Source organism: Arthrobacter sp. Soil736 (genome assembly GCF_001428005.1).
Taxonomy (GTDB): Bacteria; Actinomycetota; Actinomycetes; order Actinomycetales; family Micrococcaceae; genus Arthrobacter.
In genome coordinates this window covers 38,960-65,822 of the sequence record NZ_LMSB01000032.1, presented here as the reverse complement: position 1 = coordinate 65,822, position 26,863 = coordinate 38,960, and the positions used below count along the sequence as shown (strand labels likewise).

14 protein-coding genes and 4 pseudogenes are annotated in these 26,863 nt (G+C 62.2%); 11 read left to right on the top strand and 7 right to left on the bottom strand.

Features of this window, described 5'->3' with window-relative positions:
- Positions 1 to 179: 179 nt before the first annotated feature.
- Both istB and istA read right to left on the bottom strand, forming a co-directional pair.
- On the bottom strand, positions 180 to 938 hold the full coding sequence (istB, locus tag ASG92_RS16745; RefSeq protein WP_056630617.1) for an IS21-like element helper ATPase IstB: 759 nt from the start codon (positions 936 to 938) through the stop codon (positions 180 to 182).
- Positions 935 to 2,176 carry an IS21 family transposase gene (gene istA / locus ASG92_RS16740; RefSeq protein ID WP_056630615.1) on the bottom strand — a complete coding sequence of 414 codons (1,242 nt, stop codon included), beginning with the start codon at positions 2,174 to 2,176 and terminating at the stop codon, positions 935 to 937. The genes istB and istA overlap by 4 nt, the downstream gene beginning before the upstream one ends.
- Before the next feature lie 379 nt (positions 2,177 to 2,555).
- Between istA and ASG92_RS16735 the strand changes: the two genes are divergently transcribed.
- Both ASG92_RS16735 and ASG92_RS29910 read left to right on the top strand, forming a co-directional pair.
- Positions 2,556 to 4,052, top strand: a complete 1,497-nt coding sequence (locus ASG92_RS16735; RefSeq protein WP_200951999.1) for an alpha/beta hydrolase — start codon at positions 2,556 to 2,558, stop codon at positions 4,050 to 4,052.
- Between the two features lie 425 nt (positions 4,053 to 4,477).
- A pseudogene (locus ASG92_RS29910) lies at positions 4,478 to 4,932 on the top strand (transposase); the annotation flags it as partial.
- 418 nt (positions 4,933 to 5,350) lie between these two features.
- On the opposite strand, the gene ASG92_RS16725 reads toward ASG92_RS29910, so the two are convergent.
- From ASG92_RS16725 to ASG92_RS16705, 4 genes are all read right to left on the bottom strand, one after another.
- Positions 5,351 to 7,228, bottom strand: coding sequence for an alpha-amylase family glycosyl hydrolase (locus ASG92_RS16725; RefSeq protein ID WP_056630605.1), 1,878 nt, complete (start codon positions 7,226 to 7,228; stop codon positions 5,351 to 5,353).
- 1,199 nt (positions 7,229 to 8,427) lie between these two features.
- Positions 8,428 to 10,845 (bottom strand): peroxidase family protein, encoded by a 2,418-nt coding sequence (locus ASG92_RS16715; RefSeq protein WP_200951998.1) that lies wholly within the window; start codon positions 10,843 to 10,845, stop codon positions 8,428 to 8,430.
- An 86-nt stretch (positions 10,846 to 10,931) separates the two neighbouring features.
- Positions 10,932 to 11,936, bottom strand: coding sequence for a DUF2278 family protein (locus ASG92_RS16710; RefSeq protein ID WP_056630599.1), 1,005 nt, complete (start codon positions 11,934 to 11,936; stop codon positions 10,932 to 10,934).
- Between the two features lie 791 nt (positions 11,937 to 12,727).
- Positions 12,728 to 13,318, bottom strand: a complete 591-nt coding sequence (locus ASG92_RS16705) for a TetR/AcrR family transcriptional regulator (protein ID WP_346763000.1) — start codon at positions 13,316 to 13,318, stop codon at positions 12,728 to 12,730.
- A 1,768-nt stretch (positions 13,319 to 15,086) separates the two neighbouring features.
- Between ASG92_RS16705 and ASG92_RS16695 the strand changes: the two are divergent.
- Together ASG92_RS16695 and ASG92_RS28410 are read left to right on the top strand one after the other, a co-directional pair.
- A pseudogene (locus tag ASG92_RS16695) lies at positions 15,087 to 16,307 on the top strand (MFS transporter); the annotation flags it as partial.
- Positions 16,308 to 16,657: 350 nt separating this feature from the next.
- Positions 16,658 to 19,291, top strand: coding sequence for a DUF6185 family protein (locus ASG92_RS28410; RefSeq protein ID WP_157372263.1), 2,634 nt, complete (start codon positions 16,658 to 16,660; stop codon positions 19,289 to 19,291).
- 688 nt (positions 19,292 to 19,979) lie between these two features.
- Here the strand turns inward: ASG92_RS28410 and ASG92_RS29905 are convergent.
- Positions 19,980 to 20,126 carry a hypothetical protein gene (locus tag ASG92_RS29905; RefSeq protein WP_240987173.1) on the bottom strand — a complete coding sequence of 49 codons (147 nt, stop codon included), beginning with the start codon at positions 20,124 to 20,126 and terminating at the stop codon, positions 19,980 to 19,982.
- On the opposite strand from ASG92_RS29905, the gene ASG92_RS16685 reads away from it, so the two are divergent.
- The 7 genes and pseudogenes from ASG92_RS16685 to ASG92_RS16665 all read left to right on the top strand — a co-directional run.
- On the top strand, positions 20,094 to 21,209 hold the full coding sequence (locus ASG92_RS16685) for an ISL3 family transposase (RefSeq protein WP_240987172.1): 1,116 nt from the start codon (positions 20,094 to 20,096) through the stop codon (positions 21,207 to 21,209). The genes ASG92_RS29905 and ASG92_RS16685 overlap by 33 nt on opposite strands.
- Before the next feature lie 63 nt (positions 21,210 to 21,272).
- A complete protein-coding gene (locus ASG92_RS16680; protein WP_082579564.1) occupies positions 21,273 to 22,592 on the top strand; it encodes a tyrosine-type recombinase/integrase in 1,320 nt (439 codons plus the stop codon).
- Entirely contained in the window at positions 22,589 to 23,539 is a 951-nt protein-coding gene (locus tag ASG92_RS16675; RefSeq protein WP_162256334.1) for a tyrosine-type recombinase/integrase, read from the top strand. Before ASG92_RS16680 ends, ASG92_RS16675 begins: the two co-directional genes overlap by 4 nt.
- 6 nt (positions 23,540 to 23,545) lie before the next feature.
- Positions 23,546 to 24,535 carry a tyrosine-type recombinase/integrase gene (locus ASG92_RS16670; RefSeq protein ID WP_056630585.1) on the top strand — a complete coding sequence of 330 codons (990 nt, stop codon included), beginning with the start codon at positions 23,546 to 23,548 and terminating at the stop codon, positions 24,533 to 24,535.
- Positions 24,536 to 24,616: 81 nt separating this feature from the next.
- Positions 24,617 to 24,736 (top strand): annotated as a pseudogene (locus ASG92_RS28405) (transposase); the annotation flags it as partial.
- Positions 24,737 to 24,751: 15 nt separating this feature from the next.
- Positions 24,752 to 24,874, top strand: a complete 123-nt coding sequence (locus ASG92_RS30315) for a hypothetical protein (RefSeq protein WP_277309567.1) — start codon at positions 24,752 to 24,754, stop codon at positions 24,872 to 24,874.
- A gap of 252 nt (positions 24,875 to 25,126) precedes the next feature.
- Positions 25,127 to 25,672: pseudogene (locus ASG92_RS16665) on the top strand (transposase); the annotation flags it as partial.
- Positions 25,673 to 26,863 lie beyond the last annotated feature (1,191 nt).

The following is a 26,863-nucleotide window of genomic DNA, read 5'->3' as shown; positions in this document are numbered from 1 at the left end:
CCACCAGCCGGACGTGGAACCGGCGCCACCCCCTGGCAGACCACAAGGGACCGGCAGCCCACGCCCATCACCGATCACCCGCCCACGAAGCCGCCTCCACGGCCCGGCGCCCGGAACCAGACAACCGATGAAAAATCGGGGTTAGTGCCAATTGAAAACGGGGCCACGGGGTTGTTGTTCTATTGTGCCGTACTGGCGGCGGGTTGGTGTTTCTTGAGCCGGTAGCTGTTGCCTTTGAGGCTGATGACGTCGGCGTGGTGGACGATCCGATCGATCATGGCCGAGGCGATGGTCAGGTCTCCGAAGACGTCACCCCACCGGGCGAACGGCAGGTTGGACGTCAGAATCATGGACGCGTGTTCATAGCGGCTCGAGACGAGCTGGAAGAACAGGTTCGCGGCATCCTGATCGAACGGGATGTAGCCCACTTCATCAATTATGAGGAGCCCGTAGCGGCGTAGTTTGACCAGTTCCTGGGCGAGTTTCCCGCGGGAATGGGCTTCCTGCAGGCGGGCGACCCAGCCGGTGGCGGAATCGAAGAGAACCCGCTGCCCGGCCTTGGCCGCCTTGATACCGATGCCGACTGCAAGGTGGGTTTTACCGGTGCCGGGAGGTCCGAGCAGGACCACGTTTTTGGCCTCGGAGAGGAACACCCCCGTGCCCAGGTGCGCGATGAGGTTCCGGTCCGCGGAGGGCTGGTGATCGAAGTTAAACTCCTCCAGGTCCTTGTGGGCCGGGAACCTCGCGGCCTTGATCCGTGTCGCCGCTCCGGAAGCTTCGCGTTCGGAGACTTCACGGGAGAGGACCGCGGCCAGGTACTCCTCATGGGACCAGCCGGCATCCCTGGCCTGGTCCCCGAGCCGGCGGAACCCATCGCTGATCCGCGGTGCGCGCAGGGCCCGGGCGTAGTACTCGATCTGTGACGGTGTTCCGGTCATGAGGCCACCTCCAGATGCGCAGGCTGCTGGCCGAGGTCGATGCCGAAGATCTCGTCGTAGGCGGCCAGATCCCGCACTTCCACGGACTCCAACGGTTCGGGGCGGTGCACCCGCTGGGTTCGGAAGTCCCGGCGCATCACCGCCGCCCGGGCCACGTGAGCCGGATCGGTCACCACCAGGTGCCGGGCCCACGCCCGGATATGGGTGGCGATAATGACACCCTCATGGGTCACCCAGATGGTGTCCAGATCAGCGACGACATCCACGATCCGCCCGATGAACGAAGGGTCCACGGAATAGTCGTTGGAGAACACCCGCACGTAGTAATCCCGCGGCAGCCGCACCGCGTTGCGGAACACTGCCTCCGGGGTCACCGGCGGCAGTTCCCGCATCCTTTCCCGGTCCAGGACAATCAGCTCGTCAGGGCGGCCGTGGCGAGACCGCGAGTACCGGTGATTAGCCTTGGGCAGCCAGTCCTCCAGCTGGCCGTTGAAATCCGCTTGTGAGCGAAAATCCCGGCCCGGCATGAAGCGCTGCCGGAAGAACCTGTTCATCCGCTCGACCATGCCCTTGGACTCCGGATCCCGCGGCGGAAGCAGCTTGATCTCCAACCCCAGCGAACCGGCGAACGCGGCCACCGGCTCCGTGGGCCGGCGCCTGCCGATGCCGGACTCGTTGTCCCACAAGAGCCGCGACGGGACCGCCTGCGCGTCCTGCAGCAGAGTCCACATTCCGCCCAGAAGATCCGGCGTCGTCCGCGACGGCAGCATCCGGGCCTGGATAAATCCCGAGAACGCCGAGGTCATCACCAGCACCGGCGGCGTATCGCTCTGGCCCGCACCGACAGGCAGCGGCTCGTGAGGGAACCAGAGATCGCACTGGACCTGGAAACCCGGCTCGTGGACCAGACGGTCAGCCGGGTCCGGCGGCGCGTATTCAGGCCGGATCACGGCGACCTTCGCCCGGAACAAAGACGCGGAACCAGACCAGCCCACCCGCTCCGCCAGCGTCGCCGCCGGCATCGTCGGCGTCTTCACCAACAACTCCCGAACCCTGGGAGCAAACGCATCAAAACTCGACACACCCGCCGCCCGCTGATACTTCGGCGCCCGATCCGACTCCAACGCCCGATCCACCGTTCCGCGGGAAACACCCACGATCCTGCCGATCTCCCGCTTCGAGTGCTTGCCCGTCGAAAACAGGTGGCGTATCTCCGCCCAATCATCCAAATTGATCACCTTCCATAATGGTCGGTGGCCCTATTTTCAGTTGGCGTTCCTGGCCCTATTTTCGGCTGGCGTTAACATCCGGTGCCGAAAGCACCTAAATCATGAATTGGTAACGCCTGCGTAACGGTTCCTTCGCCACGATTGGTTTAGTAAGGGCGAGAGGAAATATGGAAATGAAGATCATCGAGGAGCAGCGGTTGCGGTGCCTGAGGCTGTAATGCAGAGACTTCCAGTTATTTACCTTCGTGGATATGCGGGGCCTACGGCCGGCATAAATACGCAAGTTGACGATCCGTTTTACGGGTTCAATGAGGGAGCCACGCACGTGCGGGTGGGTGGGGACGGTGATCCTACGTTTTATCAGTTCGAAGGGCCAATGCTGCGGCTGATGGTCGATGAGAACTACCGTCTCCTTGTCCGCGGTGACCAGCATCAGTTCCTCAAGGATGCCGCGGATGGTTCGCTGCCGATGGAGTCCCTGTGGGTGTACCGCTTCTACGACCAGGCAGCCACGACGTTTACCGAACCGGCACCGGAAGGTGTTCTCGCACGGTTGTGGGGCAGGCTCCAGCAGAGCGTGAGCGCGAAGGGGTTCGACATTGAGCAGGCGGCGGCAGGTTTGTACGACCTTGTGATGCTGGTACGCGCGAAGACGGGTGCGGAGCAGGTGTTTCTCGTCGCCCACTCCATGGGCGGGCTCATCTGCCGCAGCATGATCCAGAAGGTGTGTGCGGAACGGGGCAGGCGAGCTGCGAAGGACATCGTCGCCCGGTTGTTCACCTATGGGACCCCGCATGGCGGGATCGCGTTCGAGATCGGTGCATTGGATTGGGTTCAGGAGGCCTTTGGGCCGGCCGGTTCGGACATCTTCTCGCCGGTTAAGATGTACGGCTATTTGACGCCGGGGAAGAAGTTCGGTGATCGCCCCCGGCCGAAGGACGACTGGGATCCCCAGGCGGTTGATCCAAAGGTTCTGCCTGCTTCGCGGATCTTTTGTCTGGTGGGCACTGATCCCGAGGACTATGGAGAGCCCCGGCTTGTCGTGGGTCCCAAGAGTGACGGCCTCGTTCGGATCGAGCGTGCCTACGTGCGCGGCGCCCACCGGGCTTATGTCCACAGATCGCATTCTGGGCGATACGGTGAGGTCAATTCGGAGGAAGGATATCAGAGCCTGCGCCGGTTCCTTTTCGGCCGATGGGGTGCGACCGTCATGTTGCGGGGGGTGCCCGCCTATCCCTCGGACATGAGCACCTGGCCGGAGGAAGACCGTTGGCCGGTCTGGCAGGCTGACATGCGCCTGACGGTGCGCGGTCTGCCCATCGTCTTGAGCGAGCAGACGGCCGAGCACTGGTGCCCGATCCAGATAAACGAGGAATTAGCCCGGCACGTCGACACGGCGGACACCCCTGTGCCGCTCGCTAGCACGTTCCTCATGGACCCGCGCCACGAGGCAGAGCTCGCCCGCGAGCGACATGAGGAGGTCGGCGCTGCCCGGCATGGCGGCAGGCTTCGCTACGTCCTCACATTGCGCGTATTCAAGCTGGTCGAGAGCGACGGCGGTTTCCGCTTCCGGGAGCACCTGGAGCAGGTGCCTGACTGGTCAGACACTCTTATCGTGGACGTCGGGACGAACGAGGCAGGCGAGGGGCTCACTGCCTGGGCCGCGTGGAATAGTGAGGTTCGGGGAGCCAATGACCTCAATGACCCGATCACCGAAGGCCTCCCGCCAGAGCGCCGCCAAGCACTCACGTTTGAAAAAGACCGGGACGGCCAGGCCTGTCGGGTGGACTTACCTGACATCGCTAAGTCACTTCCTATCTTGGGCGAACAGGCCCACCTGAAGATCAGGGTCGATGACCGACTGGGAGAGACAACAAGGGCGTGAGAGTTTTCGTTCTGGTGTGGACGAGAAGGACGGCGTGCCGGGAAACGGAGTCAGCCCAGGAGGAACCGTCGCCGGCCGAGAGCTTGGGCATCCCTTCCAAGCCCAAAAGCTTGTGGCAGCGCACGTCGGGCCGGCTTGCTGCCCGTGAGCCCGGAAAACAGTGTGGAGTGGAGGGTTGTGGGCACCCGGTCGTGCTGCCTTGGAGCGCGAACTTCAGAGTCCTTGACTGACGGCCCTCATCCTTGTTGGCGGAATGCGGAGGAGGTCGGCGTTGGAGGAGATAGTTCAATTTTGTGTCGGGCTCGATGTCCACCGGGACACGGTCAGGCGGCCGACGACATCCAAGGGGAACGCGAGGACGCGACGCGCACGTTTTCCACGGACACACCCCCGGGCTGGTTGCCGAGGGGGTGACCCGGGCGGGGATGGAGTTCACGGGTGTGTACTGGAAACCGGTGTTCTATCTGCTCGAGGACCGGATCCCGGAGATGGGGCCGCTGAACGCGGCGCACATGAAGAATGTGCCCGGCCGCAAAACCGAACGTCGCCGATTCGGCGTGGATCGCCCAGCTGGTCGAACCCGGCCTCGTGCGGCCCTCGTTCGTGCCGCCGCCGATCCGGGAGCTGCGGGATTTCACCCGGTACCGCAGGACCCTGGTGGGGGAACGCACCCGGGGCCATCCAGCGGCTGGAGAAGATTCTGCAGGACGCCGGCATCAAGCTCTCAAGCGTCGCCTCGATGGTCCTGACGAAGTCGGGGCGGGCGATCCTGGAGGCGATGCTCGCTGGGCAAAATGATCCGGCGGTCCTTGCCGACCTGTCTCTGGGGCGGCTGCGGTCCAAGATCCCCCAGCTCCGGAATGCCCTAGCGGGCTCGTTCCGGGTCTCCCAACACGGCGTCCTGGTAAGGCAGATGACGAGTCGGCAGCCTTCGCGGTCGACCGTATATACCCGAATCCGATCACGCCCCGGTCGTTGCCGTCTTCGACTTCGATTGATTGGCAACCCACGAGGACACCGTGGTGAGTTCCATAACAATCCCTCCACCAGGCTTGCAGCTGGTTTTCCGATGGGGGGACAACTGCCCGCGACCGCAGCGCGCCGAGCCTGCGAGAACCGGCGCGAATCCATGGTCAGTTCAGTAACGCGATCGAGATCCGGGTCCCCACCGGCCGGGGAAACGCCTCCCGCCGCCCTTCAGGAGTCCCACGGCGATTGGATGTCCACGGTGAAGATTCCGGGTAACCGGCGACAAAGCAACGTTTCCGGGGGCGCTGTCCTGACGACGGTGCGCGGGGTCAGCCCTGTGTATGCAAGTAGACAGCGCCGTAGTTCGAGGGGATGCGGACCGGGAGGACATCGCCGTCGGCGGGGACCTGCAGGGGAGCCTGCGGATTGTCCGCCTTGTCGATCTGCTCCTCCCAGCGGCCAGCCTTTGGCCACTCGACCCAGGCATCGGCGTCCTGGCCGGAAAAGTTGAGTACGACGACGAAGCGTTCGGCCGGAGCCCCGCCGTCGGTCCCGGCCTCGCGGCGGAAGGCGATGATCCCGTTCTGCCGGTGCGCCGGATCGTCGTAATAGTAGAAGAAGCCACGGCTGCCCAGCGCCGGATGTTGGGAGCGCAGCTCGGCCATGATCCGGTAGAGCCGGATCAGTGACCTGCCCCGGGCATCGTAGAAGTACTCCCAGTGGAGTGGGCGGCTGTACAGGACCCGCCCCAGGCCCTGTCCAGGCACGCTCCAGTTCTCGGCGAACTCCTGCCCATGCCAGAGCATGGGCACGCCCTTGGCGGTGTACAGGGCGATAACGTAGGGCTGCGTCTTGTAGAAGCGGTCGCGGTTTCCATAGGGCTGGCCAAGCAGGTCGGACGGTCCCTGCGGACCGAACTGGTTGATGAAGCGGCTATGGTCGTGCGATTCGAGATACTGGAAGGGTGCCACGGGGATGATGTCGCCGGTTGCCGGGTTGGTGTAATGGCTGGGGTAGCCGATCAGCTCGGGGTCGAGCTGGTGCGCAAACGATACCTGGACCGGCTGATCCGCCTGCCGGTTCGCCTCGTCGAGCAGCCCGTTCTGCCAGGCGGTGTTGGAGTACGTGGTGCGCAGGATGCCGCGGGCGTCCGGCAGGTGCTCGGCGCACTGGATGACCCGACTGTATTCGTTGTCCGGCCGGAACCGTGGGTAGACGCCCGGCTGCCGAGTGTGGGTGTAGGTGCGGTAGACCAGGTCCGCGTACCCGCTGCCGGTTGGACCGTCGAATATCCCCGGCACGTAGTCGTAGCGGAATCCGTCGACGTGGTATTCGTCGAGCCAGTACTTGCTGGCGGTGAAGAAGTAGTCGCGGGTGAACTCGCGGGTGAAGTCCGTGCCCGGCCGGTCGAAGAATTCTTCGGCGAAAGGGCCCATCATGGGATTGGGCCGGCCCGAGCTTTCATACACCAGATTGTAGGCAAACTCGGGGTGAGCGTGGGCGTATACGGCGTCCAAAATGACGGCTATTCCCTTGCCGTGGCAGGCGTCCACCAACCGCTTCATGCCCTCCGGCCCGCCGTAGCGGTCATCGGGCGCGAAGTAGGACAGCGGCGTGTACCCCCATTCGACCTCTTCCTTGACGTTGGTCACCGGCATCAACTCGATGGCGTTGATGCCGAGGCCCTTGAGATAATCCAGCTGGATGGCAAGCCCGTCGAAGGTGTCATTGAATTCGCCCACGTGCACCTCGTAGACCACCAGTTCGTCGACCTCCGGCACCACGAACCCGGCGTCGTGCCAGCTGAAACCGGCCGTGGCACTGTCGACGGTGAAGGCCGACAAATTGCCCTTGCCGGTCGCCCGGGCAAAGGGATCTGAAAACCAGAACGTCACCACGCGGTCGTGGTTCAGCAGCTGGAACCGGTAAAGGTAGCTGCCCTCCTGTCCGAAGTTGCCGTCGCTGTGGGCGGTCAAATCCACCGTTGTGTCCCATAGGCCCAGATCGGAATCATCATGCCAGAACAAATCGAAGACCTTCGGCTCGATGCCCCGGACAAACTGGTCGCTCGCGTGGATCATGCGCACCTGGACCCGGTAACCGTCCCAATAGGCAATTCCCGGCAGATAGATGCCGATATGCGCCTGCCAATGGCCTGCCGCATTCTTTTCCACCGTGGTCCCGGTTTCACTGAGGCTGATCGCCATATCATCATTCCTCTCTGGATCCCCCCGTTTTGCCCCGTTATCTTGTCTGCCAGGCACATGCCCTCAGGTGCGGCCGACCGCTGCAGCAGTGCATAGTCAACCCACGTTGCCCGGCGTCGAGTCGAGACTAGGCCCCCGGTCTTATTATTTAAGACCCTTGTATATCAGCGCATCGTTATCACCGCGTTACTCCTAGGCGTTCCGAGGCGCAATTTCATGCTGCCGGGTGTCCGGAGATGGTCAAGGCGGAACTGTCCGGCGTCAGCTCGGCCCGCCTCCATGTCCTACTGGGAATCGTGAACTTGTGCGCGGCGGCGTCAAAGATCCGGGGCACGGGCTGGCCGTGCGTGACCAACGCGATCCAGCGCGAGCCGCTGACAGCCAAAGTCCCTGCCGGAGGGGGCAGCGTGGCCGAGACGGGTTTCGGAGCGGCCGGAAGCTCCAAGGTCCGTTTTTCATGGCCGTGCCAGGGGGCCGCACCCGCCGCAGTGGCGGCTAGGACGCGCCTACTGTCAGTACTGACGGACACATCCACGATCCGTCTGTTCTGCCGCCCCCACCGGCATGTGTTCAGCACATCTGGCCGTCCGCAAGGACCAGCAGGATGTTCTCCGGGTCCTTGTGGGAAACACATCATTCGACTTCCTGGGCGACCCCCGTAAAGGCCGCCGACCGCCGGCCAGCTAACAGGATAACCACGCTCTCGTTCGATCAGGACTCGACCGACCACCCTGCGCGCTACAAGAACGCGAGCATGCTGCTCAGTCAAGGACGTGTACGACGACAGCAACTGTGCGGAGTTTCGGCGCGAAGAACTTATCCCCGGCACGAATCAGTGGCGCGTTTACGGTAGGCGATCTACATGCTGAAGCGGTCGTTCGCCTCGGACTTCAACTTCTAAGGAGAGAGTGCAGCCATATTGGCAGAGGTGATGGCCCTGCTTTTGACGTGGGTCGCGCGGCATGGAGTTGCGCACTCTGCCTCTTGCAGCGGGCATGATGCCGCTGTGCGGTAGAAGCGCGATACTCGTTCCGAATGCCATTCTGTAGAGTTAGTCGGGCCGTGTCCCGGCCGATCGTCGCAAAAACCTCGTCCGCCTCCGGTCCCGGGAGACGCGCCGTTCGCCGCCGGCCGAGAACGGTTAGTACGGCAGGGCAATGGGTCCTGTGCGGAAGCGGCGGGAAGGTGCTGCCGGCGGGTCAGGGCCGGTGATCGCTGGCGGTCTTCTGTGGCCGGTTGATCCGCGGCCACAGGGTGAAGGCGTTGACCGCTGAACGGAGGGCAGGCGCAAGTTCCGGACAGTGGCGAAGCAGGACGGTGGCCATGGTGTTTTCGTCGATCCAGCGCACGCCTTCGGGTGTGTAGACAGCCGGGGTGAAGTCGCGGGTGAAGAACCGGTCGCTGTTTAGGCGCCGCGATGCCATGAGGACGAAAATCCTGAAGGCCGTGTCGCTGAAAGCGAACCCTTCGGGCCGCGGTTCGGCGAACATGCCTGCAAGCAGGTCCACCCGGTCGATGTCTCCGCGGTAGACGTCACTGAGTTCACGTGACCAGTCGGGGTTGCCGGTGAGCTCGTCGAAGGTCCGGGGGACCGGGAGGTGGAGCAGCCGGCGGAATTCGGTGTAGCGGGGGACGCCGAGTTCGCGGCTGCGCAGAATGTCGGTTGCGGCCAGGTCCATGAGTTTGCCGTCGGGACGGCGGAACGTCTGCAGGTGCTTCGGATAGTTATGCAGGGTGACCAGCCCTGGGTTCATCGTCCCGAATGTGTAGAGCAGGTCGGCCAGCTTTTGCGTGTGCAGCAGGTCGACGGCGGCGGGTCCGGTCAGCTGGTCGAACGGTCTCGGGCCCAGCGTGGCCGCGTCGTCCGCCACCGCCCTGAAGTCGAATACGTCCGGGATCAGGGGATGCATCCGGTAGACGGCCACGAACTCCTCCGTCAATGCGTAGGGGACTCCGTAGTGCTGCGTGGCCGATCCTGGGATGCCGCTGACTGTCTCGTCGGCGCTGATCCGGCCGAAGACATCGTGCAGGCGGCGGCCGGCTAAGCCGTACCAGTTGGCGTGCAGCGCCGTGACTGAGGTGGGGTGGGCGACGACCGCGGGTGTCCATTCGACGGTATGGATTTTCGCCAGCAGCGCGGCCGTGATGAGCCGGCCGCGCTGGAACAGCTGTTCATCGTTCCAGTTTGGATAGGCGGCGGTGAGGCGGTCGCAGACCGCGTTATGCTCCAGCGCGAACAGGGTTTGCATCATGGCCGTGCCCAACCAGAATCCCGGCTTCAGGGTCGGGTTGGCTGCCTGATCGTCAGGGAAGGGCTGCACGCCGCTGTCGATGCGTAGCTTTCCACCCTGCTGGGACCTGAGGACGCCCTGCTCGGCCAGGCTGCCTCCGTAGATCTGCGAGCCGTCCCACCAGTGGGACATCACATTCCTGTAGGTGGGCGGAAGCGGCGAGTTTGCCGGAGCGGTGGGATCCGCAGAGGTTCGGGGCACGATGAGTTGCGGTGCCGGCCAGTCATCGCCTGTCCCGATCGGCAGGATCCAGGGGTTCTCGTTCGTGCCGCTGCCGTGGCTGAACCAGTCGCGGATCATAAACTGCAGCCAGGCGGCGATGAGCGCATTGCCGCCGGAGGCCGGGATGAGCTGGTCGCGGGTCATCAACCGGCGACTGACTTCGCGGGGGTTAGGTTCGAGGATCCGGTCCGGCGGATCCGGGCGTGTGCTGTCAATCGGCACGTTGCGGCCGAAGCGTGTGTTCGCCATGCCCATTGCAGGCTGGTCGAGGTCGTTCCAGCTGCCGTCCGCCGTCCGTTCGGTGAGCACGGATGATGAGTAGGGGAGCGGCACTGGCGGGTTCTCCTGCGGCTGGTTCGTCGTGTCGACGAGGTTGTTCTGGCGCAGAATGTTGCGGACGCCGATCAGGGTGAGCAGACCCAGCGGCTTGGGCAGCCGGTACCACGTGCGTTGGTGGTCCAGCTTTAGCGCAAGGGCGTCGTACAACCGCCAGAAGGGGGAATTCCGGTATGGGCTTGCAGGTGCGCCCGGCCCTCCCTCTCGTGCTGTTGGGCCGCCCGCTGTATCAGTGTGTACCTTCGACGCGGCTTGGGAACCGTTCTTGAGACTCTTCATCGGGTAACTCCTCATGTCATGCGGCGTTGGCCGGCCTCGCTCCGCGTTGGTGAACTCCAGGGCAAACCTCAGGACTTTGTGGCTGTTCCAGTAGACGATGCCGAGGAACACCCCTGGGGCCACCTCGCGGATCTCGTCGCGGATCCGCCGGGCCACGAGGGCCGAACGGCTGTAGTCGAGGATGATCGCCGGATTGGCGTCGAGCCAGCTCGCGTCGTGGCAGACCTTCGCCGGGATGGCCTGTTTGCCCAACGGTCCCATCCTGTTGCGCAGACTCGCGGTGCCCGGGTCGAAGGTCTTGCCCTTCCATGCGAGCAGGCGGACGAGTCCGGCCGTTATTGCGCTAAAGGGCGATCCCGGGGCGAAGATGACGGTGCCGTCTCCGTCGCCGGCAGGTGTCCGGTCCGACGGCGACTGGCGGAAGAGCTCATCAAGCTGCGGACCGGGAGTGCGCAGTAACCGGTCGACTGTTACGGATACACCTGTCATGGCTCCGGATCTTCCTGCGAGTGTGCCGACACGGTGATGAGTGGGGTCCACGGGAGAGTGGCAACGCCGGCGGAAACGCCGATGGGTCAGAAGGTCAGGGTCCAGCCCTCCCTGCGGGCTTGGTCCGCGGTGTACGACACGCCGTGGACCTTCAAACCGTGTGAATCCAGGAGGGTGATCACGCCACCGTTGTTGCCAAGCTGCACGCCATCGGCGACCGGTAGCTGCAGGAGCGCACCGGCCGCCAGCGGGCCGGCTGGAACCGGGCAACTGTTTTTCAGCCGGTCGGCAATGCGCCATCCGGTCAGGTCGGCCGTCTCCGGGGAAGCATTAAGTAGGAGCACCGATTCTGCCTCGGGCGGGCCTGCCGGGTTGACCAGCGCGGCTAGGATCTGCATCTGGAGCTCACCCGGTCCCGGACGCGGTGGCGTACCTTCGATGGTGTGCCCCGTGGCGTCGTCGGTGTGCCAGGCCTGGCTCTGGAAGGCCAGGAAGACCGCGACCCAGCGGTCCTCACCGGGAAAGTGCAGGAGCAGGCCTCCGTCCTGCCACCCGCCGTCGTCCCGGCGGAAGGCTGCGTTGTTGCCCTGGTTCATATGGACATCGTGCACCCCGTTGCCCGAAGAGAACCCGAAGACCTTGTCATCCTTCCCCTGCTCAGGGCCCCAGCGCTCACCGAAAACGTACAGTCCGGCCTCGGGGTCGGCGACGGCCCGCAGCACATAGTGGTCCAGCAGGTCCGCCAAATCATTGTCCGGACCTGCCGCGTCCGGCGGCAGCAGCCGCATAGCAGCCGGATCGAACAAGTTGCCGCGGATGAAGTCCAGGTTGGCATGGGCCGGCCTGGACGGCAGCGGCGTCCAGCCGGATCCAGTGCTGGGCAGCAGACCCAGGACCGGATGCCGGAAATTGTCGTCCGCAAGGTACAGCAGTTCCGAGGGCGACTGCTGGGACTCGACGTTGACCGCCGCCCGGAAGTGCCTGCCGCCGTCGTCCTGCAGATGGATCTGGTAGTGGGGCGTGTCCGAGGCACCTTCCCGGCGGCGGTCCACCGCCCGGGCCGCGAGAACGCCGTATTCGTTCAGAGGCATGTGTTCCTACAGATCAGGGCATGCGCAGAAGATCGGGAGCGCCCGCCCCTGTCCACAAATTAGAAGTCTTTGCATTTCTGTCACCGAAACTCTTGCTTTTTTGAGCACCGTTGATCCACGAGCGCGGGTTGCCCTACTCCGCTACCTGCCCACTTGGACTGGGCGGACTCCGGCTTTCCGGCCGACACTCAGTCTCTCCTGCCGCCGTTATCGCGGCGTTACTGGCCGACAGCCTCGAGCTGAGGAACATCGGAAGCTGCGGTCCACCGGCGAGACGGAATCATCGTCTTCCGCGTCACGGCCGAAGACGCCAGCACATCGTCGGCGAAACCCCTGTCATCGTCTTCAACTTTCCGACAGCGATACGGAGGCCTGGTCCGGTGGCCAAAGGCAGGGTGTGGGGTCGATAAGCCAGTTTGTCGCTGGAGAGGCATAAAGGACGCTCCCCGCAGTCTTCCCCTCACCTGTGGTCTGCTCATATCTAACCGCAAGGACCTGGGCTGCCGAGGCCGACTCCCGTCCGGCAGTACCAGACTGCGCCCAGCGTAAGTGCCCACAACTCCCGTATCACATCCGTCTTGCATGAGTTCAGGTCCCAGGCGGTTCCCGGACTCTTACGGGGCATGTTCCCGTCCCACAGTCAGTCCTGCCGGTCACACGTCACGGCTCCTGTTGCTGGAACCCCAGCGCGGCCTCGACCTGCGCCCTCAGTACCTGGGGCCGGAGCGGCTTGGTCACGACCGCGTCACCCCGCGCCCATCAAAGCCGCGCAGCAGTCGAAGGGCAGCCCTTCACCGTAGCAATCCCCGGACGAGGCTTTGGTGCCAACAGGGCGTTTGAGGGTCAGCGTATGCAATGGTGGCGTTCAATGAGCGATTCGCCATGAGCCGGGCCAGTTCAGCGGCCTGCGGATCGCCCTCCATGGCTGAAATGACGGATCCTTTCAGCAGGAGGTGCCACGCCCGGGCGAACTCACCGCAGCGCTCGAGCCCGGCATCTTCGGCCAGGGTCTGCACGTGCCCCCGGATCCTTGCCAGGTATCCTACGCAGGCCTTGCCCAAAGGATGGTCCGGACCCATTTCCATCAGGACCCTGATAAGCATGTTGGACTGGTATCCGCCGTCACCAAGCCGTTCAGCAAACACGTTAAGGATGACCAGCAGCTCTTCCTCGGAAGTGTGGCTGCGGCGCTGTACTTCCGCCATGATCTCGTCAAACCAGATCTGCTCCCGCAGAGCAAGAACTGCCAGGACAAGATCGTCCTTGGAAGGGAAGTGCCGGTAGAACGTTGACTTGGCCACCCCGGATAATTCGATCAATTCGTTGACGCCGACATCCCGGACACCCCTCCGGGAGAACAGATCGTATGCGGTGGAGAGGATGCGATCGACGGCGCGGAGAGCGGCGCTGGAAATAAATGCCGCCTGGCACCTGGGGTCATTATTGGAGTCTACGCCCTACAGGCGAAGGGCCTGGCCCCAAAGAGCGCCTACAATCCGTTTGTGTCCACAGCTGTGGCCGGACTTTCAACCTGAGACGGTTGGCCAAAAGTGGCGGTTAATTCACAGCTTGAAATGGAGGTTTGCCACAACAGTGAGCATCTATGTCCCGGAGCCTTGGACTTTCGAGGCGCAGAGGTTTCGAGGCACCGAATGGGGTTGGGCAAAGGGGTACGAAGTCACCTGCGTGATGCGTGTGACACGCTGTTGCCATGCCGCAAGAGCACCCGCAGCCGGAACACCGCGCTCTCAGATTCATATGCCCCCGGTGCGATTCCTTCGCCGCCCAGCAGTGGGAGAACTGTGTCCCTCGTTGTGGATCGAAGGGGAGTTGGACTTCCTTGCTGTTCGCGTTGACAAGGTAACGGCTGCGATGCGCCAGCCTGGTGTGGGCCAGCGGTCGTGCGCGCCGCGTCTGGCATCAGTGGGCGATACTCGATTCATGGTTATCAACATCAGGCTCATCGACCGAATGCTGACAGCGATGACCCGCTTCCACGAGACTGGTGGGGCTACGACCCTGACGCAACGCCGGAACAGCATTGGAATCATAACCGCGGCATCTGGTCCTTGAACGGAAGTCGCATCGCAACTGAGCGCTGGGCAGCGCTCAACTATCAAGACCTGATCGTTCTGGTCGCGGAACTTGATGGTCCGGATCATGAGACCTTGGTGGATAACCACACAGGCGTCCAGAAAAAGGCTCTCCGGGGCCGCGTTCTGCCGGCTGAGCATCCGGTTCACCGGGCCTTGATCGGCACACAGGTTCAATACCGGAGGAACCCAGTCTCGTATGACCCGGACCCCGAGATCACTGTCCTGACGGACTCCGACTTTCCTGGCAGGACGTGGGACACCTCCGATGCGCGGCCAAGGGCTGCAAGTGGACTCCGCCATCCGTAAAGCGATTGAGGATGCTGCACAGGACCGTCTCATGCGTCACTACCGGGACCAAGGCTGGACCGTCACGGACACCCGGCAAAACCACCCGTACGACGCCGTGGCCGTCAGGGGCACCGAGCGAATTTTCCTCGAAGCAAAAGGCACGCAAAGTAGAGGTCACTCGGTCATAGTTACACGCAATGAGGTCGATCACGCCCGAAAACATCCAGGGCTCTGCATGATGGGCGTCTGGTCTGGAATTCGGCTCATAGACGGCGACGTAGACCCTCAGTCTGGACAGTTCGAGATCCTTGCCTTCAACCCAGACAAGGGGCTACTCAGCCCTCGTGATTTCGATTGGACACTTCCATAAACGATGTGACGACTGTGCGGCATGGCCTGGCCGCATCCGTCCTTGCCGCGCCAACGCGGGCTATGCCCCTGGCTCAAGCAAGGCGGCGAAATGCGAACCAGGCGACACCTGCCCGGAGGATGGGCAGATGTGACTGTTTGCCCATCCGAGGCGGTTACGTCGCAGCTTGAAATGGCCGTTTGCCACAGGGACGCGAACCCATGCCTCGTATCTCTAAGGATGCGAAACACTGGGCGTAAGACACCTGTCGAAGCCCTCTGCAGGCCATTTCGTCCGGAGCGATCCGCGGGGCATTTGTCGGCGATACTTGGCGTGGGCACTCTTCATGCCGAGCCCCGGCTCAACGACTTATCGGCGCCATCTATGCAATGTTAGCGGCGGCTGGAGCGTCGCTGAGTGATCACTGCCTTCTACATCACTTCCGCAGCGGGCCAGCCGCTGATGGGACGGCTTGCCGACAGGTTCGGGCCGCGGAAACTCTTCATGCTCGGCATGGCGCTGGTGATCGTGTCCTGTGGGCTGGCACCCTTCTCTCCGAACTTCGTGTTCGTCTGCATCGCCCGCGCGCTATGGCGCTGGGAACGGCGACGGCGTACCCCAGCACCGTGGTCATGATCGGCACCCTGGCCAGACTGGCCGACACGACTTCAACAAGGCCGCTCGGCCGCATCCAGATGGCCAACACCTCCGGGGCGGCCGTGGGCCCGGTCGTCGGCGGGCTGCTGGTGAGCCTGGTCGGCTGGCAGGCACTGTTCCTGATCAACGTGCCGCTGGCGCTGGCCGCCCTGCTCATCGTGCGGAAGGTGGCCCCCGCAGATGAGCGGAGGGAACAGGGCAGCATCGCCACACTGCTGCGCGACTCGGACATCCCCGGCATCCTCGCCTTCGTCGGCAGCCTAGTGCTGCTGCTCATGGGCCTGCTGAATGCACTGCCCGGCTACCGCTGGTGGCTGCTAGGCGGGGCTATGGTCCTCGCCATGCTGTTCGCTTGGCGGGAGCTGCGCTTCGACCGGCCGTTCCTGGACCTGCGGCTGCTCGGCAGGAACCGGCCGCTGCTGCTGGTGTACCTGGGCTTCACGGTGTTCAGCGGCGTCTACTACTTTGCGTTCTTCGGACTGCCGCAGCTGCTGCAGGAGGCCGCCGGCTACAACCCCGGTTTGGTCGGTCTGCTAATGCTGCCCCTGGCGGCGATGTCGGTGGTCGTCACCCCACTCGCGGTCCGCGCGATCGACAGGTTCGGCGTCCGTCGGGTGCTGCTCGCCGGCGTCCTCCCTCCTGGCAGTGGCGGCAGCGGCACTCTGGTTCCTGACCGCATCCTTCGCCATCCTGCTGGTGCCGCTGCTGACAGCCCTGATGGGCGTGCCGTACGGGTCGGTCAGCATCGCCTCCAACCAGGGGCTGTACCTGTCCGCCGCGCCGGAGGACAGGGGAGTGGCCGCCGGGATCTTCCAGACCTGCCGGTACGTCGGCGCCCTCAGCGCCACCGTGATGATCGGCATCTTCTACCGCACGGGCGTCAATCAGGAGAACTGGGGCCGCGTGGTGCTGGTGATGCTGGCGCTCAGCGCCGTGACGTTCGTGATGTCGCTGCTGTGGCGGGAACGGAAGGCGGCATAGAAAGACCGGTGTGGCCTCGTAGCTTTCGTCGTTTAGCAGAATGGGCAGGGGAAGATGGAGGCGTTGGGCTCCCTGCCATTTGAGCCGAGGATGACGACGCTTAGTGGCCAATACATAAGACCTAAGCCGAGAAAGTGCGCGCGAAAAGATGGCGTCTGGAGTCTTGGGCCGTGCTCAGCTCGCTATAGCCGGCGGGGGACACTACAAGGGTTCACTACTTCGTCAGCGTACAGCCGTGTTGGTTATCCAACCAGAATGAGTTGTAACTGACTCGATAGTGGGCCACAATCGAGTTTCTCCAGAGAACCGGGCATATCGTGTAACCCGGGAACCGGAAAGGAATACTCATCATGAAGTCGCCACTAGCGGCAGTCGACAGATGGCTCGTCGTATTCGTCGTCGTCATGGTGGCATCGATCGTCGCAGCTGGGTTCATTCTCGCGGGACCACTCGATGAAGAGACCGGCTCTTCAAGTTCGCCCTACAATTGTCAAGATCCAGCGCTATCCAAAGCGACGGTTTCGACTCGATTACAGGCTTCTGCGTTAGACGATCGACCTATGTTTCGTACTGAAACAAAGGTGCAGCTTGAGACAGGCTGGCCAGGGATGGCGGGGCTCACGCAATCAGCAAGTTCGCCGAAATTCATGAGCGCCGTGGAATGTCTCTTTCCTGCTGCCTCAGGGGCGTATCGTTCGTCTCCGCCGACGGTGGCCATAGAAAATGGACGTGCCACGGTACGCGATACGGTCGGGTATCGCTATGAGGATGAGCAAATCCCTGTCGACCTGGGCGTGTGGCGGTTCAAATATGGCGCAGAAAGCACTGATGACTGTTCAAGCTCTGCACCCGAGCGTCAGGTTCGAAGGAGTATTCTGGTCGTTCTGTGTCCACCAGAGGGTATCCGAGATGCCGCCTGGCAAGTAACGATCGATTTACAAGGATTTGCATTAGCGAATTCATCGCAAGTACCGGAGGAGTACGAGTCACCTGCCAGAGCCAGTTGGAAGTTATCTGGACACGCTCACGCCCCGTTATGGTTGGAACTGCAGCCGTCCTGGTCTCCTGATATCTATTTTACGCTGGCCAACTGGCTCAACGGTGCAACGGTAATCTTTTTCTCGAGGGCTGCGTGGATTCTCTTTTTTTCATTAGTATTATTGTTTGCCTGCCGTTATGCCTACGTAAGAAAAGCGATTCTTTCCCAAGATCAAACTTTGTCAAGAAGAGCGCGTGAAGGCGTTCACCGCCTAATTAATGTATGCATATTGGCCATCATTGTATGCATAGCTACAATCATAGTTGACATCCTATACAACCTTGGCGAAATTAAAGATCCATCAATAGTATCTGAGCGTGTGTGGGCCGTAATCGTATTTTCTGCCGTGGCGCTATTTTGCGGTCTCACGCTTCAAAAACGTTTCGCAGTAATACTCGTCGGTGTAGTGGTTCCCGTAAGCGCACTTCTCTATTTTGGACCCCGCCTAATCACATTGGAAACTCGGAATGTGGACTGGGTCGCTTCAAATTTGAGCGGTATCGTGCGCATGGGGTATCTCAGCCATGTGGGCCTCGGAATATTGCTGGTCTGGGTGGTCGCAACGGTCCTGCTGAAATTGCTGAGTACGTTGATGGGAATGATAAGCCTTCGCGGCGCCGTCTGGATGGCATTAGAGCGGCCTGTTGTAAGATGCGTAATCGGCCTCCTGGTAGGGATCGCAGTGATCGGTCAGTCGGTGCACGTCCGCGGGCAATGGGACGATCGCTTCGCCCTGGTCCCGGGGAGACCGCGAAGCATTGCAGACGTACGAGATCAGCTTCTAAGTGATCTTCCTTGGATTCCGGATTTTCTCGGGCATTGGCTCCCGCTGGCTTTTTATTATGCTGTGCTCTTGTCAGGGCTTGCCGTGCTCGCTAGTCATGCTTCCACCGAAGGCGGCTCACTCGCAGCCGTCCCAGCATCAGCCATGAGGCCGTTCATTATGCTGTTTTTCGCTGCTGCCGTTGTTGGAACTGCTGGAGAGTACAGGGGGATTGTGTTCCCGCTCCAGTTCCTCATCGCCCTTGCGTTCTTGTGGCCGCTGAGTAGGCGCACGCCTCGTCTGGATCATCCTCTTTTCGCTGACATAGATCTCAGCAATCCCCAAGTTCTTGAAGGTGTTCAGTGCCGACTCCTCGAAACTAGCAAACGCAATCTTGCCGAGCAACGCCGCAATGAGGCGCTGGAACGGCAGTATGAAAAGGGTGAGGCGACGTCTACACCGTCCGTTTTCCGGCAATTCGTGGAGCTTTTGCCAAGGAAAGCAGAGGCGGCGCGTGGTGACGGTGAGAGTTCTTCTCGGGAAAATGATTGGAAACTGACGGAACAGGAGCAAGCCCTTGCCTTGGGGCCGTTTGCCGACTGGTGGCGGAACGCCCGTTATGCGGCTCGGACGGGCTTCCTCCTCGCCATACCTGTGGTAGCCTATGACTCCTTTGTGGCCATTGACTCCGGCATTGCCAAAGACTGGTTCGCTGACATGGCGGGGACAATAACTGCTATCAATTGGGTGATTGGCGAAGTGTTGCTGTGGTTGTTTGCCAGCTTCTCACTCGGCGCGCTGTGGCCGTTGATACCTGGGCGGAGAGGATTTCATAAGGGCGTTGTTTTAGGGATGATCCCGAGCGCGGCAGTAGGTGCCGAGTTTCTAGTCGTCCAAGCGTTAAGGGAAGGGCCCTGGGACGCGGCAAGGTTTGTGCTGCTGTTGTGTAGCTATCTCGCGCTGGTTGGGATAATTATCGATCTTAAGACATTAAAGAAGATTGAACGCCAACGTTGGGAATTTGTTGATTACCTGCGGCTAAGAGATACAAGATGGCTTGCTGCTTACGGTTTAACTGCACTGACCCTATCCAACGTTATTTTTACGCAAGTGAGTGAGGGGAAACCCTTGACAAGCATTCCCCTTTCTCTCCTCAGTGCGGTGACGCGCGGCGCGGGCTAGGCACGCCGATTCGAACAGCTGCCGCTCACACTTCTCCGCCGACCCGAAGGACAGGGAGCGGGCCGCCGGGGAATTCAGACCTGCCTGGACGTCGGCCAGCAGCGCCACCATGAAGATCGGCATCTTTATCCTGACGTGGCTCGCGGCGCGTGGTCTCGCGGGCCGACGCTTTGGCCTGCGGTGATGTCGGGGGACTGGTGTTTTTCACGCACTAGAGAAATGGACGAACTGGACAACGCTCGACGCCGATTGGGTTTATGGTCACCCGGCGCTGGTGGAACTTGCGGGAGTCGTTACGCCGGGCTTTCGAGACTCGTGGCCCCGGGTCGCGGCCGGGGTTGTGGAAGAGCGGCGGCTGGCTGCCGCAGCGGAACTTGAGTATCAGCGCAGGCTGACGCAACAGCAGCCGGCTGGTTCGTCTCTGCCTTCCCCCAGGCTCAGGACGGGGACCGGCATGCCGTCTGTTGACTGGAGCAAAATGGCCCTTCGCAGATGAGCGTGGTTAGGGCAGTTTGAAAGTGTCGCCGCGGGGTTGGATGTTTTCGGTGCGGCGTGGTGTGGCGGGAAAGAGGTCAGGGCCTCTTTGAATTGGTTGCGACCAAGCAAACCAATACCCAAAAGAGACCCTGACATGAATAACTCTATGTCTTGTTCCCATGGCCGGTGGTGCACGCGCGCTGATGCGCTGCTAGGTGTCGAGGGCATCCACGTCAGCTCCGTCACGGCGACCAGGGCCGGCCTGGTTCTGGGGGTCGAGACCGGGGAGGATGTCACCGGTTGTCCGGATTGCGGCGTAGTTGCCGTGGGCCATGGCCGTCGGCGGGTTCGGCTCCATGACATTCCGTGTTTCGGCCGGCCGGTGCGGTTGTTGTGGGCCAAGCGCGTCTGGCGGTGCCCGGACCCGGACTGCCCGAGAACGACGGTCACCGAGAACCATCCGCTGGCGGGATCCCGGGCGAAACTCACGGTAAGGGCCGCCGGGTGGGCGACCGATGCGCTGCAGCGTTTCGATACCTCGGTCTCGGCCCTGGCCCATCAGCTCGGCGTTTCCTGGCACACCGTGTGGGACGCCGTGCGGGTGGAAGCATCCCGGCGGATCTCAGCGACGGACCGGCTGACAGGAGTGGACGCGCTCGGCGTTGATGAGCATGTTTGGTCCCACACCGGCCCACCCGGATCCGGCATGGTCACCGGGATTGTGGACCACACCCGCGGCGCCCACGGCATGGTCCATGCCCGGTTGCTGGACCTGGTTCCGGGCCGGTCCGGGAAGGCCTACGCCGATTGGCTCAAAGACCGCGGCACCGGGTTCACCGCCGGCATCAAAACGGCCGCGCTGGATCCCTTCCGAGGCTACGCCAACGCGATCCGCGACGAGCTGCCCGAAGCCATCACCGTCCTGGACGCGTTCCATGTCGTGAAGCTCGGCTCAGCCATGGTCGACGAGGTCCGCCGCCGCGTCCAACAGGAGACCCTGGGCCATCGCGGCCGCAAGGGCGATCCGCTCTACGGCATCCGCCGGACCTTGCAGATCGGCGGCGAACACCTCACCGAGAAGCAGGCCGCCCGGCTCGATGCGAAACTCACCGTTGGGGACCCCGGACACGAAGTCACTCTCGCCTGGCAGTGCTACCAGAAGCTGCGAAACATCTACCACGCCAGACCGGAACGAGGCAGGGAACTCGTGACCGAGGTGATCACAGCATTCCCGACCTGCCCGATCCCGGAAGTCGCCCGCCTCGGCCGGACACTCAAACAATGGAAGACCGCGATCCTGGCCTACTTCGACACCCGGGGCGCCTCCAACGGCCCCACCGAAGCGATCCAATGCCGATGTCGGCATTGGATCGCTTATGCCGAGGTCTGGGTTATGCCGACAAAACTGATGTCGGCTTGTTCGAGGCCGGTTGCTTCGTGATCTTGTCGGCATAGTCGCGGCGTGAGAGTCTCCCCTTCTCCTGACAAGAGAAGGGTGTGGGTCATGGATGATCCGATGCATGTTGAGGGTGCGGAAGCTGTTGCCCGCAACGGTCTAGGTAATGTTGGGGCCTCGGCCGGTGCCAGGAATGTAGGCCCTCCAGCGGGTAGTTGGAACGAGAAGATCTGGCCTCGTCTCCAGGGTGGTCCTCTGGCCGCAGTGATGATGGAGCTGATCGACTGGCTGGTCACGCAGGGTTACGCCCCTGCCACGCAACGCAACCATGTCCGCGCGGCAGCGCGTCTTGGCTCATGGATGGTCACCGAGGAACTCAGGCTTCGTGGCCTGGATGCAGGGCGTGCAGTTCGCATGGTCCGGGAGGACAACGAACGCCACCCGGAGCATCGTTCGGCCAATGAGAATGTCTCCGCGGTTCTTCGGTTCCTGCATGAAACGGGTCGCCTCAGATCTGCGCCGGTAATCCACGCACAGCCTCGCCCTGCGGAGGCATGCCTGGCGGAGTGGCTGCGGTTTCTTGAGGTGGAACAAGGCCGGGGCACCAGCTGGATCGACAAGGCCCGCAGAGTCGGGGAACCCTTTTTGGAGCTGATCGAAGAACGGTCCGGGGAACTGGACTGGGAACGCGTCGATGTCGCGATGGCGAATGGCTTCCTCCTGCGTGCTGTTGCCGGATACTCCTCATCTACGGCTCAATGCACGGCCGCGCTGCTACGTGGCCTGCTTACCTGGGCCGCGGACAACGGATGGGTCAAGAGTGGGATCGTCTTCGGTGTCCTCTCGCCTCGGCGGATCCATTCGGGTTTGCCCAAGGGACTGAGCGTTGGCGAGGTTGCGGTGTTGAAGGGTGCAGTAGATCTGGCAAGCCCGACCGGCAGGCGCGATATGGCGGTCATCGTGATGTTGGTCCGCCTCGGAGTGCGTGTGGGGGAAATCGCTGGCCTGACGCTGGAGGACGTTAACTGGCGGGAGCCGTCGTTGCGGGTGGTCGGCAAGGGCGGACGCGTCCTCGTTTTGCCGATGCCCGTTGATGTTGGTGAGGCGCTGGTGGACTACTTGCGAGTCCGACGGGCGGAGCCTGGGGAACGTGGTGTTTTCATTCGTTCCCTACCACCCCTTAAAGCCCTGAAGCGTGCAGGTATTACCGAAATCATTTTCAAGCATGCCCGTATTGCCGGCCTTGATGGCGTTTATCCTCATCGTCTTCGCCACACGGCCGCCACCCAGATCCTCGCCGGAGGCGGGAACTTCAGGCAGGTCCAGGAACTCCTAGGGCATGCGAGCATCGCCTCGTCGGTGACGTATGCGCGAGTCGACATGGCGCCGCTGCGCCCGTTGGCACCGGCGTGGGGGAAGTTGCCGTGAATGAGAAGCCGGTCAATGCAGTCCTCGTGGCCGCCCTGAATGACTACCTCAGCCGGCGGCACGCACTGGGGTTCCAACTCATTGAGGAAGAACGCCACACCCGTCGATTTCTTAACTGGCTGTGGGCTTGCGGGAACACGCGGGCAGCTTTCACCGCCGCGGAGGCGGCCACGTGGGCGCGGGGAGCTGGCAGCTTCAAAAGCTCATACCAGGGCCAGCGCCTGAACTCACTGAGAGGCTTCTCGCGCTACTGCCAGGCCCTGGGACTGGACGTTCAGATCCCTGCGGCCAGCTCTTTGAACGCTGGCAAGGATCGACGCAGGCCCCATATCTACACCCAAAATGAGGTCGATGCGCTGGTCGCCGTCTGCCAGACGGTATTCACACCCGTGCTCGTGCAGGCCACGATGGCGACCATCATCGCCCTGCTGGCCGTCAGCGGCATGAGGGTCGGGGAGGTCCTGCGACTGAGACATCAAGACATCCATGCGCCCGAGTTCACCGTGCTGGTCCGGGCGAACAAGCACGGCCCCGACAGGCTCATTCCGCTTCACCCCACCACGGTAGATGCGCTAGTCAGCTACGAGTCCAGCCCTCATCGCCAGGCTGTGAGCCCGCAGCCCGACGGGCCCCTGTTCGTCAATACCAGGGGCACGGCCTACCAACGGCAAACCGTGGAAGATCACTTCCAGCGGATCCGCGCAGCAGCAGACTTCACATGGGAGGGTCCGGCCCCGTGCCTGCACGACCTGCGCCATAGCTTTGCTACCCGGCAGATGATCCAGGCCTACACCACCGATGACGGCAACCCCGCAGCAAGGCTCAGCCTGCTGGCAACCTGGCTCGGCCACTCCAACCCGTCCCACACCTACTGGTATATCCAAGCCGTCCCGGAGCTCCTGGCACTGGCTGCCCACCGCATCGACACCAACATCACGATGGAGTGAATCGCCATGGCCTACCTCGCTACTGCCCTGCAGTCGTTCTTTACCGATTACGTCCATACCCAGCGCAACCTCTCCGACAACACGATCGCTTCCTACCGCGACACTTGGCGGCTGCTAATCAAGCATGTCTGTGCCACCACCGTGACCAGCGCAGACCAGATACGGCTCGAAGACATCGACCGCGACATGATCACGGCATTCCTGGACCACCTCAGCAACGAGCGGGCCAACACGGCGGCCACCCGCAATGCGCGACTCATCGCGATTCGGGTCCTCTTCGCCCATATTCTGCCCGACCATCCAGAACACGCCGAGACCATCCGCCGCATCCTCACCATCCCACCCGCCAAGACCGCAAAGCCCATGATCAGCTACCTCAGCGAAGACGAAACCGATGCACTGCTGGCAGCACCGGATACTACGACCTGGACCGGCAGACGTGACCAGATGATGCTTGCCCTCACCGTCAACACAGGACTGCGCATCAGCGAACTCATCGGCCTTGCCACCACCAGCATCCATACCGGCACCAGCCCGTACATCGAATGCGAGGGAAAGGGCCGCAAGCACCGAGCCACCCCAATCAGCGCCATGACCCGGGATCAAATGCTCGACTACCTCACCGAACGCAACAGCAGGCCCGGCACTGCACTGTTCCCAGGCCCCCGCGGCAACGCGCTCTCACGCGACGCCATCGAACGCCGCCTTGCAACCCACGTCCGCACTGCCACCGAGCCCTGCCCGTCAATAGGTGCCAAGCACGTCACGATGCATACCCTCAGGCACACCACCGCCATGAACCTCCTGCATGCCGGCGTCGACATCACCGTCATCGCCCTATGGCTTGGCCATGAACAAACCTCCACAACCGACATTTACCTCCACGCCGACATGGAGACAAAGAACGCCGCGCTGGAAAAGACCAGACCACCAGAGGTCGCCCCCGGCACCTACGCGCCAGACCCCGGGATCCTCATATGGCTTGAAGCCCTCTGACTATGCCGACAAGATCACGAAGCAACCGGCCTCGAACAAGCCGACATCAGTTTTGTCGGCATAACCCAGACCTCGGCATAAGCGATCAACGGCGTCATTGAAACCACCCGCAGAATCGCCCGCGGCTTCCGCAACTTCACCAACTACCGACTCAGATGCCTACTCGCAGCCGGCGGCCACCGACCCTACCGGAATAAATAAGCCAACCATGCCTAAATGCGAAGGGCCAGCAAAATGACGGACTACTACGGCCATGGTTTCGGCACGCCTACCGACTACGCGCCCGGCACCCACGCCAACGATTACTCCGGAAAGTACTGGTGGATGAGCCCGCGGTAGGTCTAAACGGAAACATCGGACCGGTCTGGCGCGTCCGATGCACCAACGGTCGCTGAGCGGACTTGTACGCCCAAGGGTTGAGCAGGACAATATTCCTGACAGGACGGAGTGCCCCGTGAGTTATGCGCGCACGCAGTCGCTACCGCAGTGTCGGACCCGCTGCAGGGTCATCACACATCGAGTCAAGAGACTTCCTCGCCATTGAGATCATCCGACGGCATTTTCACCCGGGAACTCAGCCGTGTGTCGGTCGGGCAGTGGATATCGGCAGCCGAAGACGCCGAAACACCGTTCACCGCGTTCAGTTCCCGCAAACAGGCTGAACGCGTCACCGGGCGCCTGGTCGTCCGCAGGATCCCGGACCCGAACCCGCACGCCGGCGCCGGACAGCCGACGATCTTCCAGACTTACCGGTTCCACGCGTTTTTCACTACCGGCACCCTGGACACCGTGGCCGCCGATAAGACCCATCGCGTGCATGCGATCATCGAGCAGGTCAACGCCGATCTGAAAGGCAGCGCACTGGCTCACTTACCGTCAGGTGTCTTCACCGCCAATGCGGCCTGGCTCGTCCTGGCCGCCATCGCGTTCAACCTCACCCGCGCCGCCGCAACCGTGTCAGGCACCACGCTGGCGAAGGCACGAACCGCAACGGTCCGCCGGAAACTGATCAGCGTCCCGGCCAGAATCGCCTCCTCCGCCCGGAAGCTAATGGTCCACCTACCCGCGGACTGGCCTTGGGAAACAGCCTGGACGGACCTATTCAACTGCGCCTTCCCGCGGCCGGCAGAAACCTGACAGGCCACCCCGGACCGAAACAACCAAGGACCACAGGCAGCAGGGACGGATAATCCGCCATGCCCGAACCCCGCCCGCCCGGCCAAACCAAATCCCGTTCGTCCAGCAAGAGCAAGAGGACGTCCGTGTCGGATAGCACTCCGGCACCGCATGAGCAATAGTGCTGGACCACGCAAGTGAGCCCTGGTTGCGTATCCTGCGCTTGCGTCTCATGCCGCGCATGCCCAGGCTTGCCGATACCTTCTGTTACGGAGACGTTGCCGCTGAGGACATCTCGAACCGACTACTCGCCGGTCAGGGGCGGACGATAGCCGAGAGCACGGGACAATCAATTTCCTTGCAAAGCNGAATCCTGTCCTTCATCTTCTCGTGGAACATCTTCTGTTACGGAGACGTTGCCGCTGAGGACATCTCGAACCGACTACTCGCCGGTCAGGGGCGGACGATAGCCGAGAGCACGGGACAATCAATTTCCTTGCAAAGCGGTCACCGGTCGTAACGCTGGAGTAACGCGTCCATATTAGGATGACTGCCAGTTAGTGCTCCCTGTCGGGCGGGCAGGGGTGCGGAGTGTTATCCGTCTTAGGGATGGGTATCGAGAATGAGCGGAAAGAACACGGGAAGTACCACGGGCGNTTAGTGCTCCCTGTCGGGCGGGCAGGGGTGCGGAGTGTTATCCGTCTTAGGGATGGGTATCGAGAATGAGCGGAAAGAACACGGGAAGTACCACGGGCGCCCCGCTCTACAGAGCAGACCGATTCACATACCGAGGAGACCATAACCTCATGTCTGACAATGAAGATTCATCCACGGCGCTGCCCACACGGCCGCTCACAAAAGACCAGAGGGTCATTTTGGTTCAATCACTGCTTGTRGACTGGAAGGTCCTCGAACACCTACACGAAAAAGGCGTTGTTGAGGAGCGTTTCGCCCTCCGCGCTCAGGCGCAGTGCTGCAAGCCGGATGGTGGAACGTGTTGCGTGAACAAACAGTAAATAACCGTACAGCGATTTCGAACGGGGAGTTGACAGAAGCATTCCTGAGCCCGCAGATGGAGTGCTACTTCCACAAGAAATTGCCCGACGTGCCCACAGCGGAACTCCTAATACGCATCCAGGAGGCGCTGAAGTTCCTCAATTTGGCAACGTACTGCGAGGGGAACATCCCTGTATCCCAAGAGATAGATGATAT

Coding starts and splice junctions, on each gene's coding strand:
- ASG92_RS28410 (WP_157372263.1), top strand. CDS start 16,658: ATGAAGTCGCCACTAGCGGCAGTCGACAGATGGCTCGTCGTATTCGTC.
- ASG92_RS16715 (WP_200951998.1), bottom strand. CDS start 10,845: ATGACAGGTGTATCCGTAACAGTCGACCGGTTACTGCGCACTCCCGGT.
- ASG92_RS29905 (WP_240987173.1), bottom strand. CDS start 20,126: ATGGAGCCGAACCCGCCGACGGCCATGGCCCACGGCAACTACGCCGCA.
- istB (WP_056630617.1), bottom strand. CDS start 938: ATGACCGGAACACCGTCACAGATCGAGTACTACGCCCGGGCCCTGCGC.
- ASG92_RS16680 (WP_082579564.1), top strand. CDS start 21,273: ATGGATGATCCGATGCATGTTGAGGGTGCGGAAGCTGTTGCCCGCAAC.
- ASG92_RS16670 (WP_056630585.1), top strand. CDS start 23,546: ATGGCCTACCTCGCTACTGCCCTGCAGTCGTTCTTTACCGATTACGTC.
- ASG92_RS16710 (WP_056630599.1), bottom strand. CDS start 11,936: ATGCCTCTGAACGAATACGGCGTTCTCGCGGCCCGGGCGGTGGACCGC.
- ASG92_RS16735 (WP_200951999.1), top strand. CDS start 2,556: ATGGTCGATGAGAACTACCGTCTCCTTGTCCGCGGTGACCAGCATCAG.
- ASG92_RS16725 (WP_056630605.1), bottom strand. CDS start 7,228: ATGGCGATCAGCCTCAGTGAAACCGGGACCACGGTGGAAAAGAATGCG.
- ASG92_RS30315 (WP_277309567.1), top strand. CDS start 24,752: ATGCGAAGGGCCAGCAAAATGACGGACTACTACGGCCATGGTTTCGGC.